Origin of the sequence: Microbispora sp. NPDC046973, assembly GCF_040644495.1 — a bacterium.
Taxonomy (GTDB): Bacteria; Actinomycetota; Actinomycetes; order Streptosporangiales; family Streptosporangiaceae; genus Microbispora.
In genome coordinates this window covers 1-14,214 of record NZ_JBEYWQ010000065.1, presented here as the reverse complement: position 1 = coordinate 14,214, position 14,214 = coordinate 1, and the positions used below count along the sequence as shown (strand labels likewise).

General features: G+C 71.3%; 14 protein-coding genes. 3 read left to right on the top strand and 11 right to left on the bottom strand.

The features are described 5' to 3' along the window. Positions 1–109: 109 nt before the first annotated feature. The 5 genes from ABZ860_RS42530 to ABZ860_RS42510 form a co-directional block, all read right to left on the bottom strand. On the bottom strand, positions 110–1,195 hold the full coding sequence (locus ABZ860_RS42530) for a ParB/RepB/Spo0J family partition protein (RefSeq protein WP_357232459.1): 1,086 nt from the start codon (positions 1,193–1,195) through the stop codon (positions 110–112). 221 nt (positions 1,196–1,416) lie between these two features. After that, positions 1,417–2,715 (bottom strand): aminotransferase class V-fold PLP-dependent enzyme, encoded by a 1,299-nt coding sequence (locus ABZ860_RS42525; protein ID WP_357232456.1) that lies wholly within the window; start codon positions 2,713–2,715, stop codon positions 1,417–1,419. Positions 2,716–2,930: 215 nt separating this feature from the next. Beyond that, the gene (locus ABZ860_RS42520) at positions 2,931–3,392 is read right to left on the bottom strand and encodes a helix-turn-helix transcriptional regulator (protein ID WP_357232453.1); all 462 of its coding nucleotides are present in this window, start codon (positions 3,390–3,392) and stop codon (positions 2,931–2,933) included. 46 nt (positions 3,393–3,438) lie between these two features. After that, positions 3,439–5,016: an amidase gene (locus tag ABZ860_RS42515; RefSeq protein WP_357232450.1), complete on the bottom strand. Its 1,578-nt coding sequence runs from the start codon at positions 5,014–5,016 to the stop codon at positions 3,439–3,441. 114 nt (positions 5,017–5,130) lie between these two features. Further along, positions 5,131–6,399 carry an MFS transporter gene (locus ABZ860_RS42510; RefSeq protein ID WP_357232447.1) on the bottom strand — a complete coding sequence of 423 codons (1,269 nt, stop codon included), beginning with the start codon at positions 6,397–6,399 and terminating at the stop codon, positions 5,131–5,133. Positions 6,400–6,484: 85 nt separating this feature from the next. On the opposite strand from ABZ860_RS42510, the gene ABZ860_RS42505 reads away from it, so the two are divergent. Together ABZ860_RS42505 and ABZ860_RS42500 are read left to right on the top strand one after the other, a co-directional pair. Next, positions 6,485–7,483 carry a helix-turn-helix domain-containing protein gene (locus tag ABZ860_RS42505; protein ID WP_357232444.1) on the top strand — a complete coding sequence of 333 codons (999 nt, stop codon included), beginning with the start codon at positions 6,485–6,487 and terminating at the stop codon, positions 7,481–7,483. Then, positions 7,480–8,007, top strand: a complete 528-nt coding sequence (locus ABZ860_RS42500) for a PaaI family thioesterase (RefSeq protein WP_357232441.1) — start codon at positions 7,480–7,482, stop codon at positions 8,005–8,007. The genes ABZ860_RS42505 and ABZ860_RS42500 overlap by 4 nt, the downstream gene beginning before the upstream one ends. A 3-nt stretch (positions 8,008–8,010) precedes the next feature. On the opposite strand, the gene ABZ860_RS42495 is transcribed toward ABZ860_RS42500, so the two are convergent. The 3 genes from ABZ860_RS42495 to ABZ860_RS42485 are packed head-to-tail and all read right to left on the bottom strand — an operon-like array spanning position 8,011 to position 10,342. Beyond that, positions 8,011–8,424: a VOC family protein gene (locus tag ABZ860_RS42495; RefSeq protein WP_357232439.1), complete on the bottom strand. Its 414-nt coding sequence runs from the start codon at positions 8,422–8,424 to the stop codon at positions 8,011–8,013. Next, entirely contained in the window at positions 8,421–9,041 is a 621-nt protein-coding gene (locus ABZ860_RS42490; protein ID WP_357232436.1) for a hypothetical protein, read from the bottom strand. The genes ABZ860_RS42495 and ABZ860_RS42490 overlap by 4 nt, the downstream gene beginning before the upstream one ends. Beyond that, complete coding sequence (locus ABZ860_RS42485) at positions 9,038–10,342, bottom strand: APC family permease (protein WP_357232433.1); 1,305 nt, start codon at positions 10,340–10,342, stop codon at positions 9,038–9,040. The genes ABZ860_RS42490 and ABZ860_RS42485 overlap by 4 nt, the downstream gene beginning before the upstream one ends. A 72-nt stretch (positions 10,343–10,414) precedes the next feature. Between ABZ860_RS42485 and ABZ860_RS42480 the strand changes: the two genes are divergently transcribed. Continuing rightward, positions 10,415–11,440: a helix-turn-helix domain-containing protein gene (locus ABZ860_RS42480; protein ID WP_357232430.1), complete on the top strand. Its 1,026-nt coding sequence runs from the start codon at positions 10,415–10,417 to the stop codon at positions 11,438–11,440. A gap of 26 nt (positions 11,441–11,466) precedes the next feature. On the opposite strand, the gene ABZ860_RS42475 is transcribed toward ABZ860_RS42480, so the two are convergent. From ABZ860_RS42475 to ABZ860_RS42465, 3 genes are read right to left on the bottom strand one after another with little or no spacing between them, the layout of a single operon-like run. Continuing rightward, positions 11,467–12,729, bottom strand: a complete 1,263-nt coding sequence (locus tag ABZ860_RS42475; protein WP_357232427.1) for an RNA polymerase sigma factor — start codon at positions 12,727–12,729, stop codon at positions 11,467–11,469. 23 nt (positions 12,730–12,752) lie between these two features. Continuing rightward, positions 12,753–13,124, bottom strand: coding sequence for a YciI family protein (locus ABZ860_RS42470; protein WP_357232424.1), 372 nt, complete (start codon positions 13,122–13,124; stop codon positions 12,753–12,755). Between the two features lie 48 nt (positions 13,125–13,172). Then, positions 13,173–13,838, bottom strand: coding sequence for a DUF998 domain-containing protein (locus ABZ860_RS42465; RefSeq protein WP_357232421.1), 666 nt, complete (start codon positions 13,836–13,838; stop codon positions 13,173–13,175). Between the last annotated feature and the right edge of the window lie 376 nt (positions 13,839–14,214).

The window sequence follows — 14,214 nt, the reverse complement described above, 5'->3', positions numbered from 1 at the left end:
CGTTGGTGCGGGACAGCTCCTGCAACCCGGCTGTCACCTCGGGGGTGAGGTGGAAGCTGATGGCCGCTCCGGTGGTGGAGCGCACCGGGGGCCGGTGACGGGTCGCGGATCAGGCCGTGCGCCGGCTCTTGCCTTCGAGGGCATTGGCGATCTGCAGCCATCGCTCGGCGTACGATCGGGCCAGCTCGGCGATCTCGTTGCGCCAGTGTGCGGGGACGGCGCCGACGAGCGTCGCCCAGTCCGTCGTGTCGAAGGCGCGGGTGTCGAACCACCGCAGGAACGCCAGGCCCGAGGTGCTGTACTTCAGGGCGGGATCCTTGCGCATCTTGTCCCGCACCGACGGCCAGTCGGAGGCGCCGGGCGCGGGCCTGGTGTTGCGGACCGGCGGCTCGGCGGCCCGCCTGTCCTGCCGGGTCTCATCAGTGGCCGCCGCGGCGACGCTCTGTCTGTTGCGCTGTCGCTCCGGCAGGGGGTCGCGTCCCTGGCGGAGCCGTTCTCGCACGTCCTTGGCGGTGGCCACCGAGATGCCCGCCTCGTTGGCGATCTCACGGAGCGACAGGTCTGGCTGCCTGCTGATGATCCGGCTGGCTCGGATGCGGCCCTGCGCGCCGTCGATGGGGCGGACGCGGCCGTCCCGCCCCATTCGGGTGTTCGTCTGCGACACCGACGCAATTGAACGCTGCCGGATCGCGGCCACCGCCCTGGCCGACAGGCCGGTGGCGGCGGCGATGGCCCGGTCGGACCAGTGCGGCTGGGAGGTGAGAATGCGGATCACGGCCATTTCCCGGTCGGCCGTCGACAGCGGGAGCCCATGCCTGATGTTCTCCCGGACCGCGAGGAGAAAGGCGGCATCCTCGGGACCGTCGAAGAAACGGGCCTCGATCGTCTGCCTGCCGCGCATCACGGCCGCCCTGACCCGGTGCATTCCGTCGATGACGCGCATGGTCCGCCGGTGGACCAGGATCGGCGGCAACGGCGTGACCACATCAGCCAGCACCTTGGCGTGCGCCGAGTCCTCGCCTTTGACGCGGGGCGAGTCCGCGGGCAGCAACGAGTCTATTCTGACGGTCTCGACCTGGCTTATCACCTTCTCCAACCGGAGAGATCTCCCAGCCTGGTCAGCGTTCGCTGAACCAACTATCCGCTGGTCTTTCAAACAATTCTGCTTACCCATCTCTTCCAGCACTTGCACCACCCCCGAAGCAGAGGATTCAGTCGGTCGGGTATGCGACATGAGCTGCGCGGCACGAAATTCCAGTAGAAAATGCCACGTCTGGTATAGGGGTGCAAGATCCGCGACACACCTTACGGTGGCCGTACGCGCGGATACGATGCGTGACGACGTGGCGAACGGCGACCGGCGTCGCCGGAAACCGCGGATGCCGCCCCGCGATCGGGGCGGCATCCCATGCATGGTCAGCGAAGCTTGGCCACGGCCTTGACGACCTGGTCGACCTGCTGGGGGAACGTGGTGATCGACGGCCCGAACCGCAGGTGCGAGTTCTTGTAGGGGGTGGTGGTCGCGATGATCCTGAAGTCGGCCCGCAGGCGCTGCACGGCGGCGTCGAGGTCGACCCCGTCGATCAGGCAGGACACTATTCCCGCCGACAGTGCGGGGCTCTGCGGCGTGACCACATGGACCCCGCGAAGCTCGCTCAGCCCCGCCTTGAGCCGGCTGGCCTGGGAGACCGTTCTCTGGTGGATCCGCGACGCGCCGATGGCGTTGTGGAAGTCGAACGCCGACGGCACCGCCCAGCGGTGCTCGAAGGAGTGGAAGCCGCCCGGGCTGGCGATCGCGCCGAGCTCGCCCACCGGAGCGTGGTTGTCCACCCAGGCGTAGTAGCCGGCGCGGGTGAAGCTGGGGATCGTGACCCGCACCAGGTTCAGGTTGTCGCCGCGGCCCCACAGGAACCCGGTCCCGCGGGGGCCGAACATCCACTTGTGGATGCTGCTCGCGAAGAAGTCGCACCCCAGGTCGCTGATCTTGACGTCCTCGATGCCGAACCCGTGCACTCCGTCCAGGCAGAACAACACCTTGTCCGCCTCGTCGCGGCGCGCGTTGATCTGGGCGAGGGCGTCGGCGATCTCCCTGGCCGGCAGTTTGACGCCGTAGTTGGAGTTCACCCAGGTCAGTGCGAGCACACGGGTCTTCGGCGTGATGGCCCGGACGATCCTGCCGACGATCTCGTCGACCGAGACCCGGGCAGGATCGTCGTAGAGCGAGATCGTGCGCACCGGCGTGCCGTCCCGCTCGTTGCGCAGGCGCAGGGCCATGGTCGTGACGTAGAAGTCCTGCGTGCTGGTGAGGATTTCCTGGCCGGGGCTGAGCTTCAGCCCGCCGTACAGCAGCGATATCGCCATCGTGGTGCTGTCGGTCAGCGCGACCTCTTCGCGCCGGCCGCCGATGTAACCGGCGACCACCGCCCGGACCTGCTGGCTGCGGTCCTCGTCGCCGAAGCCCTCGGCCAGCGTCGGCGGGTCCGCGTCGAGCTGGTCGCGTAGATCGTTGATCGCGGCGCGCACGGGCGCCGGGTGGGACGCCAGGAGGAACGTCGAGAAGTGCAGGTAGCGGTTCGAGAGATTGAACTGCGCGCGAACCGAGTCCCAGTCGTGCGGGTCGAACCCCCGGGTGGCGGCCTCCGTCGCCCGGGCCGGTGACCCGGCCCCGACCGACAGGAGGCCCACGCCGAGGGCGGCGCCCAGGCCGCCGCCCATGAGCGTACGACGCCGAAGAATCGGCGGAGCGTCGGACGTCTGTTGCGAGTCGTGTGCTGAATTCACTCGAACTCCTATCCCAATGCTGTGTGTAGTGGTTCCCGGGCGGAATCGCCCTGTAGGTCACGCAGAGGATATGGAGGCCGTGAACTCGCACTCTTGGACATTCTTGCTCCGGGCGGGAATGACCAAAACAGGACATTTCCCGCCCAAGCCTATAATCGGGTATTGAGCGGAACAGAACCGGCGTGATGCGTGCGCGTCACCTGGTCGGCCAGGGTGGACGTATATGGGTCACCGTTGAGACCGCTCCGATTTCCGCCCGCCGCCACCCGGGCGGCGGGGCGCCGGCGGTGCGCCGATGGCGTGGTCCCGTAGTGCCTGCGGAACATGCGGTGGAAGTTGCTGAGGTCGCGGTAGCCGACGGCGTAGCAGATGCTGCTCACCGAGTCCGCGGTGTTGAGGAGCCGATCGCTCGCCTCGGCCAGCCTGATGCGTGTGAGGTATTCGACGAAGCGGGCGCCGGTGCGGGCCTTGAACATCCGGGAGAAGTGGAACCGGCTCACTCCGGCGACCTGGGCCGCCATGTCGAGACACAACCTGCTGTCGGCGTAGTTCACGCAGATGAAGGTCAGTGCGTCATCGATGCCGTCGGGCGCCGTCGTTCGCGTGGGCATGCCGTTCACCTACAGAAGCAGTCGGGGCAGGAGGGCCGCAGGCGGTTCAGCGCCGGTCGGCGATTTTCGGCGGATGGACGGCCAGCGGGCCGCGCAGCTGCTCGTAGGCGTGGCCGACGCGAAGCACCGTCTCGTCGTCGTAGCGCCGGCCCACGAGCATCAGGCCTATCGGCAGTCCGTCGGAAAACCCGCAGGGGAGGCTGAGCGCCGGGTTTCCGGTGGCGTCGAACGGTGCGGTGTTGTGCATGTTGCCGAGCGCCCGGGCGACGATCTGAGCGATCGATCCGTCGGTCCGGCGCTCGGTGGCCTTCATGCCCGCGGTGGGCAGCAGCAGGACGTCGACGGTCTCCAGCGCGGCCGCATACTGCCGGCCCAGTTCGCGAGCCACGTTCTGCGCCTTGACGTAGTAGCGGTGGCCGCACTGCTCGGTGAGATAGGTGCCGAACAGGACGGTGAACACGACGGTGGGGGAGAACTCGGCCGGGTGGGCCGGCTTGGCCCGGCGGTAGAAGTCGACCAGGTCGAGGTCGAAGTGCCCGTTCCAGTTGGCGCCGATGGCATCGCCCCGGGCGACCAGCTCGGTCGCTCCCTGGAAGACGATCGCGCTCCAGATGCTCAAGCCGTCGCTGTGCAGGGGGACCGACACCTCCATGACCTCCGCTCCGCCGCGGGCGAGCGTCTCGGCCGCCGCCAGCACGGCCGCGTCGACGTCCGGCTCGGAGACGCCGGGAATGGCGAACCCCTCGCGTAACACGCCGACCCGCAGGCCCCGCAGGCCCTCGTCGAGCATGTCGGTGTAGGACCCGATGGCCAGGTCGAGCTGCTGGCGCGGATCCAGGCCGTCGGCTCCGGCCATCACCTCCAGCATCGCCGCGCAGTCGGCCACCGAGGCCGCCATCGGCCCGATGTGGTCGAGGGTGCGCTCAAGGGGGAAGGCCCCCGTGTAGGGAACCAGGCCGTAGGTGGGCTTGAGGCCGACGCAGCCGCTCCAGGCCGCCGGCAGCCGGATCGACCCGCCCTGGTCGCCGCCGACGGCCAGGTCCGCCTGCCCGGAGACGATCACGACGGCGTTGCCGCTCGAGGAGGCGCCCGGCAGCCGGGTGGGGTCGTAGGGGTTGGACGGCTGGGGCTCCAGGGCGGTCACCCCGGCGGCGTCGGCGCAGAAGGCCGGGACCGCCGTCTTCCCCACGATCTCGGCACCGGCGTTCAGCAGCCGGGTGACCACGGTGGCGTCCTCGTGCGGAATGAATCCCCGCATGATGGGGGAGCCGTTCATCATCGGCACCCCGGCGACGCTGATGTTGTCCTTGACGGCGACCCGCCTGCCGGCCAGCGGCCCGTAGGGGGCGCCCTTGATGGAGCACCGCCACGCCCAGCCGTTATAGGGGTTCTCCTCGGGACCGGGCAGATACCCGGGGTCGCGGTCGTAGTGCCGCGCCGTCGGCGGCGGTGAGGTCAGTTCGTCCAGGCGGCTGTAGCCGCCCAGGCCCTGTTTGATCAGCAGCCGGTATTCGGCGAGGTGCTGGGCTCCGATGTCCAAGCCGAGGTCGGCGGCGATGCGGCCGAGCTCTGATTCGTCGGGGGCGTCGCCGGGGATCCGCGCGGGGTCGCTGGGAGGGGTCACAAACGGTCTCCAGTGGACTGGGTTGTCAGGAACAGGGATGCCGGCCCTGCCGGCCGGGCCTGGTCAGGGAGCCGCCGGAGGGGCGAGCGCTCTCCCTGACCGCCACCGGCAGGGTCAACCGCGTTCCGTCACCGCGCCTGCCCGGGTCGGCGGGACCGGCATGACGGCGGCCCGCGTCTGGGCCCGCTGCCGGGCCACGGCCAGCAACAGGGTGCCGACAGAGACGACGACGATGCCCGCGCCGAAGATCTGGAAGGTCTGCACCGCGCCCAGTTGACGGACGGAGAAGCCGGCGGCGACGGCGGGCAGCGAGATCGCGGCGTAGGCGACGATGTAGAAGGCGGCCATGACCTGAGCGCGCCGGTCGGGCGGCGCCGCGGCGCCGACGGTGCGCAGCGACCCGAACATCCCGAACCCGACGCCGATGCCGATCACCACGCTGGCCACGACGAACAGGGCCGCGCCGTTGGCGGACAGCGACCAGGCCATCAACGCGATGCCGCCGGTGAGCGCGATCGTCCCCCAGGCGATCTGGACGGCCGGGGTCAGCTTCTGCGTGACCAGCGGCGGCACCGCGGAGGTGCCGCCCAGGGCCAGGATGGCCAGACCGGCCGCGAGCTGGCTCTTGGTGTGAAGAAGAGCGGGGGCGAGCGTCCCGACGAGCCCCAGGTAGATACCGATGATCGACCAGGTGCAGGTGATCCCGAGGGCGGCCAGCGTGAAGGGCGCGATGATCTGCCGCGGGACGCCCGGCGCGGCGATCCGGAACCCGGTGCGGGACTTGCCGGTCACGGTCTCGGGCACGCCCAGCATGCCGAGCAGCAGGACGACGATCAGCGCGGTGAGCACGATGAACGGGGTCACCAGCGGTCCCGGCGCGTACTGCACGAGCACGGCGCCGAGCAGGCCGCCGACGCCGACGCCCAGGGCGCTGGCGACGACATTGTAAAGACTGGCCTTGGCCGGGTTGCCGCCCTGGTACAACTCGAGCAGGGCCGCGCCGGACGCGCTGATGGCGATACCGGTGGCCAGGCCCTGTACGGCGCGGGCGGCGAACAGCCAGCCGGCGCCGGAGGCGGACATGAAGACCACCATCGAGACGAGGAGGCCGACGAGGCCGACCATGATGACCGGTCGGCGGCCCCAGGTGTCGGAGACGCGGCCGAAGGCGAGCAGTGAGACCAGCACCCCGAAGCAGTAGGTGGCGTAGATCAGGGTGATGGTGGAGGTCTGCAGATGCCATTGGGCCGCGTAGAGCTTGTACAGCGGAGACGGCAGGGCCGAGGCGGCGAGGCAGACGCCGATGACCCCCGCGGTCAGCGCGAACGCCAGCCCGGGTCCCAGCCGCCTCGCGGGCGGAGCAGCGGAAGTGTCGTTGTTCACGCTCATCAGCGTGGCTCGGCGTCCGACGACTGACGAGTGGCAGAACTGCCTATCTTCATCAAAATCCTGCCGCTACTCTGAGGACATGAAAGTGCTCACCGGCGTCGTGGCCCTCGCCGTCACCGCGGACATGCCGTTGTTCGAGCTGTCCATCGCCTGCGAGATCTTCGGCACCGACCGCAGCGAGCTCGCCGATCCCTGGTACGAACTGCGGCTGTGCGCGGCCGACCCGGGAAGGACGCGAACGCAGAACGGGTTCGTCCTGCACACCCCGTACGACCTGGAGATGCTCGCCGCGGCCGACACCGTGGTGGTCCCGGCGTTGCCTGCCGACATGGTGCTGTCCGGCGAGCCGGTCGACCCGCGGCTTCTCGATGCGCTGAGAGCGGCGCACGCGAACGGGGCGAGGATCGTCTCGCTGTGCACCGGCGCCTTCGTCCTCGCCGCGGCCGGGCTGCTCGACGGGCGGCGGGCCACCACGCACTGGGTGTACACCGACGTTCTCAGCGCGCGCCATCCTCAGGTGCGAGTCGATCCCGCGGTCCTCTACGTGGACGAGGGCGACGTTCTCACCAGCGCCGGCCGCAGCGCGGGGATCGACCTGTGCCTGCACCTCATCCGGACCGACCTCGGCGCCGAGATCGCCAACCAGGTCGCACGCCGCATGGTCGTGCCCGCCCATCGGCCCGGCGGACAGGCGCAGTACATCGAGGCCCCGGTCCCCCGCGCCGGAGACGACGGGCTGGCCCCGGTCCTGCAGTGGGCCGTCGAGCACATGGACCAGCAGCTCACCGTCGCGCAGATGGCCTGCTGGGCCGGGGTGAGCGCACGCACCCTGGTCCGGCGGTTCCACGACGCCACCGGCACCACGCCCCTGCGCTGGCTGCACGCGCAGCGTCTCGCACGAGCCCGGCACCTGCTGGAGTCGACCGATCTGCCGATCGAGCGGATCAGCCAGTTGTGCGGCATGGGCACGGCGGGCAACCTGCGTCACCATTTCATCAGGTCGGTCGGCGTGACCCCGATGGAATACCGGCGGACGTTCCACGGCCAGTCCTCGCCCGTCCTGTCGTCCGTTCCGTGAGCCTCCTGTTCGAAAAGCGTTATCGTAGGTCGTCATTGATCGGGAAAAAGCCCGACGGCATCGGTCGGTCGACAAACGGCAGGTTTTCGATGGACGGTTTGGAATTTCTGCGATCGATCGCCGACGGACGGTCGCCGCAGGCGCCGATCTCACTGACGCTCGGCTTCACTCTGGTCAGCGCGGATCCGGGCACGGTCGTGTTCGAAGCCGAGACCGGCGAGCATCTCTACAACCCGATGGGCACCGTGCACGGCGGCTATTTCGCCACGTTGCTCGACTCGGCTCTCGGATGCGCCGTGATGAGCCGGCTGCGGGAAGGCATGGCCTACGCCACGGCGCAGTTGAACGTCAACCTGCTGCGTCCGGCCACCGAGGCGACGGGCAGATTGCGGGTCGTCGGAAAGGCCATCCACATCGGCCGCACCCTCGGCACGGCGGAGGCGCAGGTGGTCGGGGCCCATGACGGCAAGCTCTACGCCCACGGCACGACCACCTGCTCGATCTTCCCGCTGCCGGCCTCCTGACGCTCACGAATACTGCACGAGCTCGATCAGCAGCCCGGCGGGCCTGCGGGCGTACATGAACATCACGCGCATGCCCGGGCGGGCGCCGGCGCACGGCGCGGCATCGACCGGGACGAACCCGTGCTCGCGCAGCCGGGCGAACTCGCCCTCCAGGTCGTCCACACAGAAGGCCACGTGATACAGACCCGGTCCCTGCTTCGCGAGCCGGTCCGCGATCGGCGAGTCCGGTCTCACCGGGGAGACCGTCTCGATGGACGGCTGCCCGATCCCGTCGCTGTACCGCCAGAACTCGCAAGCCACCCCGTAGTCGTCGGCGATTCCCCGGTCGCCCGCGCCCAGGCCCAGAGCGGCGAGGAAGGGAGCGGTTCCCGCCGGGTCGTCGGTGGCCAGGCCGATGTGATCGATGCCGAGGATCACAGGCGCTCCATTCGGGTGAACCGCAGGTAGCAGTAGTCGTCGAGGACTTTGGCCAGGGGCCGGCCGGGTCCGCCGAGAGTCAGGGTCAGGGCCTGCTCGTCCAGACCGGTCGTCTGGAGAAGCCCTCTGGCCCAGTCGCGGCCGAGCCGCTGGTGGGCGACGTACTCGGCGGGGCCCCGCCCGCCGTGCAGTTGCTCGGCGATGGCCGCGTCCCAGGGCATGAGGGTGCGCGGACGCAGCATGTGCAGCGCCTTCGACGCGGCGGTCGGCCCGAGCTTGCGTGCCCCGCCGGGCCGGCCGACCTGGATGGCCGCCAGCTCGGCGAAACAGCCGCCGAGCGGTTCGAGCTCGGCGTCGGTGAGTTCGGCGAGCGGGGCGGCGGGCAGGGCCGCCTGCCCGTGCCCGGCCCACGCCCCCACCGCCGCGTCGAACGGGTCCGGCTCGCCGTCCCTGGGGTAGGGGATGCGGCATCCCCAGGCGTTCAGCAGGGTCAGCAGCCGGCGACGGTCGCCGGCTGCTGTGAGGTCGAGTACCGGGAGCGAGGAGGGCCCGCCGCCGAAAGCCGCCACGGCCTTGCGAAGGCTCTCCAGATCCGGCGTGGTGCGGTCGGCCGTCACGTGCTCAGCTCCGCGACGCCCTCCGGCCTCTCCTGTTCGGGAGTGCGCCGGCGGCGGCGATCGAGCCGCACATACAGCAGCGCGGCCCCCGTCACCACCAGCGGCCACAGGAGATAGACGCCGGACATGAGCAGCAGCGCGACCACCGCGATGAGCGCCGCGATCGCCGTGGCCCGGCCCACGCTGCGCCTGGGCAGCAGCTTGATGGCGGCGGCCACCCCGATCGCGTACACCGCGACGAACGAGCCGGTGGTGAGCAGCACCAGCGGCCGGGAGCCCACCCCCGTGACGACCACGATGGCCAGCGCGGCGAACGACATCGCCGAGTTGAGGGCCAGGCTGCGGCGCGGCACTTCGCCCGCCACGCTGCCCTCGGCCAGGACGCCGGGCAGGGCCCCGTCGCGGCCGAGGGCGGCACCGAGCTTGGCGGCGCCCGCGTAGTAGGCGTTCATGGCGCCGAGCGTCAGCAGCACCGCCGCGGCGGCGGCCAGCCAGCGGGCGTTGCCGCCCAGCCCGATGGCCATCAGTTCGCCCAGCGGCGCGTTGGTCCGGGCCGCGCCGCTGCCGAGGACCGCGACGGTGGCGAAGGCCACCAGCAGATAGAGCACGCCCACGATGGCGACCGCGGCGGCGGTCGCCCTCGGCAGGTCGCGCTGCGGGCGGCGGAACTCGCCGGCGAGATGGGTGATCGCCTCCCATCCCGCGAAACTCCACACCAGAAGCGCGGCCGCCGAGCCGATCGCGGTCCAGCCGTGCGGGGCGAACGGCTCCAGGTTGCCCATGTCGGCGTGTGGCAGCGACAGCCCGACCGACACCAGCAGCAGGAGGACCAGCAATCCCGCCAGCGCGAACTGCAGTCTGCTGCTGACCTGCAGGCCGACGGCGTTGGCCGCGGTGACCACGACCATCAGGCCCGCCGCGGTCACCGTGGTGGTCGTCGTCCCGCCGCCGACCGCGGCCGAGACGTACGCGCCGCCGAACAGCGCCGCGGCGGCGGCCCCGGGTGGCACCGCGAAGTAGAAACACCAGCCGACGACCGCCGCGGCGTGTTTGCCGAAGGCCAGCCTGGCGTAGGTGGACACTCCGCCCGCGTCGGGGTATCGCGCGCCGAGCGCGGCGAAGGTCCCGGCCAGCGGCGCCGACAGCAGGACGAGGGCCAGCCAGGCCAGCAGCGAGGCCGGCCCGGCGGCCTCGGCCGCCAGGGCGGGCAGTGCGATGACGCCGGTGCCCAGCACCGCTCCCACGTACATCGCCGTGCCGTGGCCGAAGGTCATCCGGCCCCTGTTCGTCACGTCACTCATGGAGATCAGCATCCGGGCACGCGTCGAAAGACAGCCAGTGGCAGAAACGCCAATCTGCGCTAAATTTCAGCCATGAGCCGACACGTCATTGGCCTCGCCGTCACCGACGGCACGCCGGTGTTCGAGCTGGCGGTGCCGTGTGAGGTCTTCGGCACCGATCGCAGCGACCTCGTCGATCCGTGGTACGAACTGAGGCTGTGCGCCGCAGAACCCGGGCCGCTGCGCACCACCGCCGGATTGAAGATCGACACCCCGTACGGGCTGGACGACCTGCTCCAGGCCGACACCGTCGTGGTGGCCGCCGTCGCCCGCGCCGTGCAGCTCGATCCCCCGCGCGGCCTGGTCGAGGCGCTGCGTATCGCGCACGAGCAGGGCAAACGCATCATGTCGATCTGCTCGGGAGCCTACGTGCTGGCCGCCGCGGGGTTGCTCAACGGCCGGCGCGCCACCACCCACTGGCTGAACGGCGGCGACTTCGCCCATCGCTTCCCCGAGATCGATTTCGATCCCGTGCCGCTCTACATCGACGAAGGCGACATCATCACCACCGCCGGCACCGGCTCGGCCATCGACGCCTGCCTGCACCTGGTCCGCCGGGACCACGGTGCGGCGATCGCCAACGAGGTCGCCCGGCGCATGGTGGTGCCGCCACACCGGGAGGGCGGCCAGGCGCAGTACACCCAGGTCGTCACGGCCCCGGGCAGGAACGACTCGCTGACGCCCGTGCTGGATTGGGCCCGTGACCATCTGGGGGAGCCGTTGACGGTTCCCCGGCTCGCCCAGGTGGCGCACCTGAGCGAACGCACCTTCGCCCGCCGGTTCCGCGACACCCTGGGGATCACCCCGTTGCAGTGGCTGCTGCAGCAGCGGGTGCGGCTGGCGCAGGAACTCCTGGAGACCACCGACGAGTCCGTCGAGGACATCGCGCGCCGATCCGGCTTCGGCACCGCCGCGACTCTGCGTTACCACTTCGGCCGGGTCACCAGCGTCTCCCCGCAGACCTACCGCCACGTCTTCCGCTACCGCGCCGAGAGCCAGCGGCGTGAGGCGCACGGCGACGGCGGGCGCGAGGACGGGCCGGACGGCGGCGAGCGGTGATCGGGCGGTGAGAGCGGGCGGGCCCGCTATCGTCGGCCGGCGGCCCGGGCGAGGAACAGGGCCCGCTCCTTCTCGTTGCCGGTCAGAGCCGCCGCCCGTTCGAACTCCCGCCGGGCCTCGTCCGTACGGCCCAGCCGGGCCAGCAGGTCACCGCGTACGGCGGGCAGCTGGGGGTAGCCGCGCAGGGCATTGTCGCCGGCGACGGCGTCGGCGATCTCCAGCCCGCGTGCGGGGTCGCCGGCCATCGCGACCGCGACGGCGCGGTTCAGCTCGACCACGGGGGAGGGCGAGACATGGGCGAGCACCCGATAGAGGGCGGCGACGCGCTCCCAGTCGGTGTCCTCGGGGCGGGCGGCCCGGGCGTGGCAGGCGGCGATGGCCGCCTGCAGGGCGTACGGGCCGAAGGCGCCGCCGAGCGACTCGGCCCGCTCCAGCGCCTCCAGTCCCCGGCGGATCAGGAGCCGGTCCCACAGGCGCCGGTCCTGGTCGGGGAGCAGGACCGGCGCGCCGTCCGGTCCGGTGCGGGCGCGCAGGCGGGAGGCCTGCAGTTCCATCAGCGCGGCCAGGCCGTGCACCTCCGGTTCGCGGGGGAGCAGGCCGGTCAGGAGACGGCCCAGGCGCAGGGCCTCGTGGCAGAGGTCGGGGCGGGTCCAGTCGTCGCCCGCCGTGGCCGAGTAGCCCTCGTTGAAGATCAGGTAGACGACTTCCAGCACCGAGGCCAGCCGCTCGGCGAGGTCGTCCGGGGCCGGCATCTCGAACCCGACCCCCTTGTCCGCCAGGGTGCGCTTGGCGCGGACGATCCGCTGCGCCACCGCCGGCTCGGTGGCCAGGAAGGCCCGGGCGATCTCCCCGGTATTCAGGCCGCCGAGCAGGCGCAGCGTGAGCGCCACGCGCGCCTCGGTGGTCAGCGCGGGATGGCAGGCGGTGAAGACGAGCCGCAGCATGTCGTCGCGGATGTGGTCGTCCACGCCGGCGGCCGGATCCGGCTGCGGCCTGCTTTCGATGTCGCGGCCGATCTCCTGGAGCTTGCGCTCGTAGCGGCTGCGCCGCCGCAGGTGGTCGATCGCCCGGTGCTTGGCGGTGGCCATGAGCCAGGCGCCCGGGGTGTCCGGCACGCCCGCCTCCGGCCACTGCTCAAGCGCGATGACCAGCGCGTCCTGGGCGAGTTCCTCGGCCAGGCCGACGTCGTCGACGAGGCGGGCCAGCCCCGCGACGAGCCTGGCGGACTCGATCCGCCAGACCGCCTCGATCGCGCGGTGCGCCGCGAGCAGCGCGTCGGTGCCGGTCATCGGAGTGCTGCGCTCACAGCGGCTCAGGCCGGCGGGGCGAAGTCCTCGGGGCCGAGCACCTTGACCACCTCGGCCTCGCCCTCCCATCCCTCCCACAGGTCGCGGTGCAGACGCATGAAGCGCGCCGCCCACTCGACCGCCTCCTCCTTCGACCGCACGTCGTACAGGGCGTAGCTGATCAGTTCCTTGGACTCGGTGAACGGGCCGTCGGTCACGCTGAGCCTGCCCTCGGCCATGCGCACCCTCGCCGCGGACGCGCTGGGGGCCAGCCCGGCGGTGTCGAGCAGCGCCCCGGCGACGGTCGCCTCCTGGCCGAGCTTGGCGATGGCCTCCATCAGGTCGGCCGGCGGCGGGGTGTCGGGCTGGGCGGCCCTGAGCAGGATCATGTAACGCATCAGTCGTCTCCTTCCAGTGAATGATCTATCAGGTGAACCCGGGACGGGTCAGGCGTTCCGGTAGGTGTGCACGGCCAGCGCGCCGATCCAGGCCCAGCCGAGCACCACCGCGCCGGTGAAGGCGAGGTTGGCCCAGGCCGCGCCCGCCCCCGAGGCCACCGCCAGGAAACCGGCCGCGAACAGCGCGCCGGTCGCCCGCGAACCCCACGCCCAGGCCGCCTGCCCGCGCCGGGCGAAGCGGCGGGCGAGGACGAAGCAGGCCGCGACCAGGCAGGCGAACCCGACGCCCCCGGAGGCCAGGTGCGCGATGCCGTGCCAGCTCACCTCACCCGTCGGCACGCCGCGCGGGAAGCCGCCTGCCGGGTCGGCCCGGAAGGCCCCGGCCGCCAGCAGGCTCAGGCCGTACGCGGCCAGCAGGCGGGGGGCCCAGCCGCGGCCGTGGGCCCGGCGCAGGCCCGCGGCGAAGGCGATGGTCATCGCCCCGGCCAGCACGAAGTTCGCGATGTGGATCCAGCCGAGGTCGCCGTTGGCGAGCAGGCTCCAGGCGTGCCGGGTCAGGTCGAAGCCGTCCCGGGTCAGAGCCTCGGTCAGCGACACCCCGACGTAGACCGGGCCGGCGATCACGCCGTACCCGAGCAGGCTGCGGGTGATGCTGATCTCGCGATCGCAGGCACCGGTGCGGGCGGTGGCGGCGTGGGCGGTGGCGGTGGTCATGGGGGTTCTCCCTCCGTCCGGGGCCGGTCCCTCACCGGCCCTTCACCCACGCCTCGAACGGGACGCCCCCGAATCGACACGCCTCCCGGATTTTTTTCAAGATTTTTTCCGGCGGCGCTTCCGGGGGAGCACCGTGCCGGGCTGCCGGCGCGTACGGCCTGGTCGGCGATGGTGCCGGCGGAATGGCGGCGCCTGCCGCCGGTCACCGGTCGTCACCGGTCCTCAGCGGTCTGGCGCGCGGTCGTCCGCCTGGTGCGGGCGAGACGCCGCCCGCCGATCGCGTTTCGGTTGATGAGGGGCAGGCGGAGGACGAAGCGTGCTCCGCGGGGGGAGTCCTCGATGTGCAGGGTTCCGTGGTGGGTGTGGGCGATGTCGC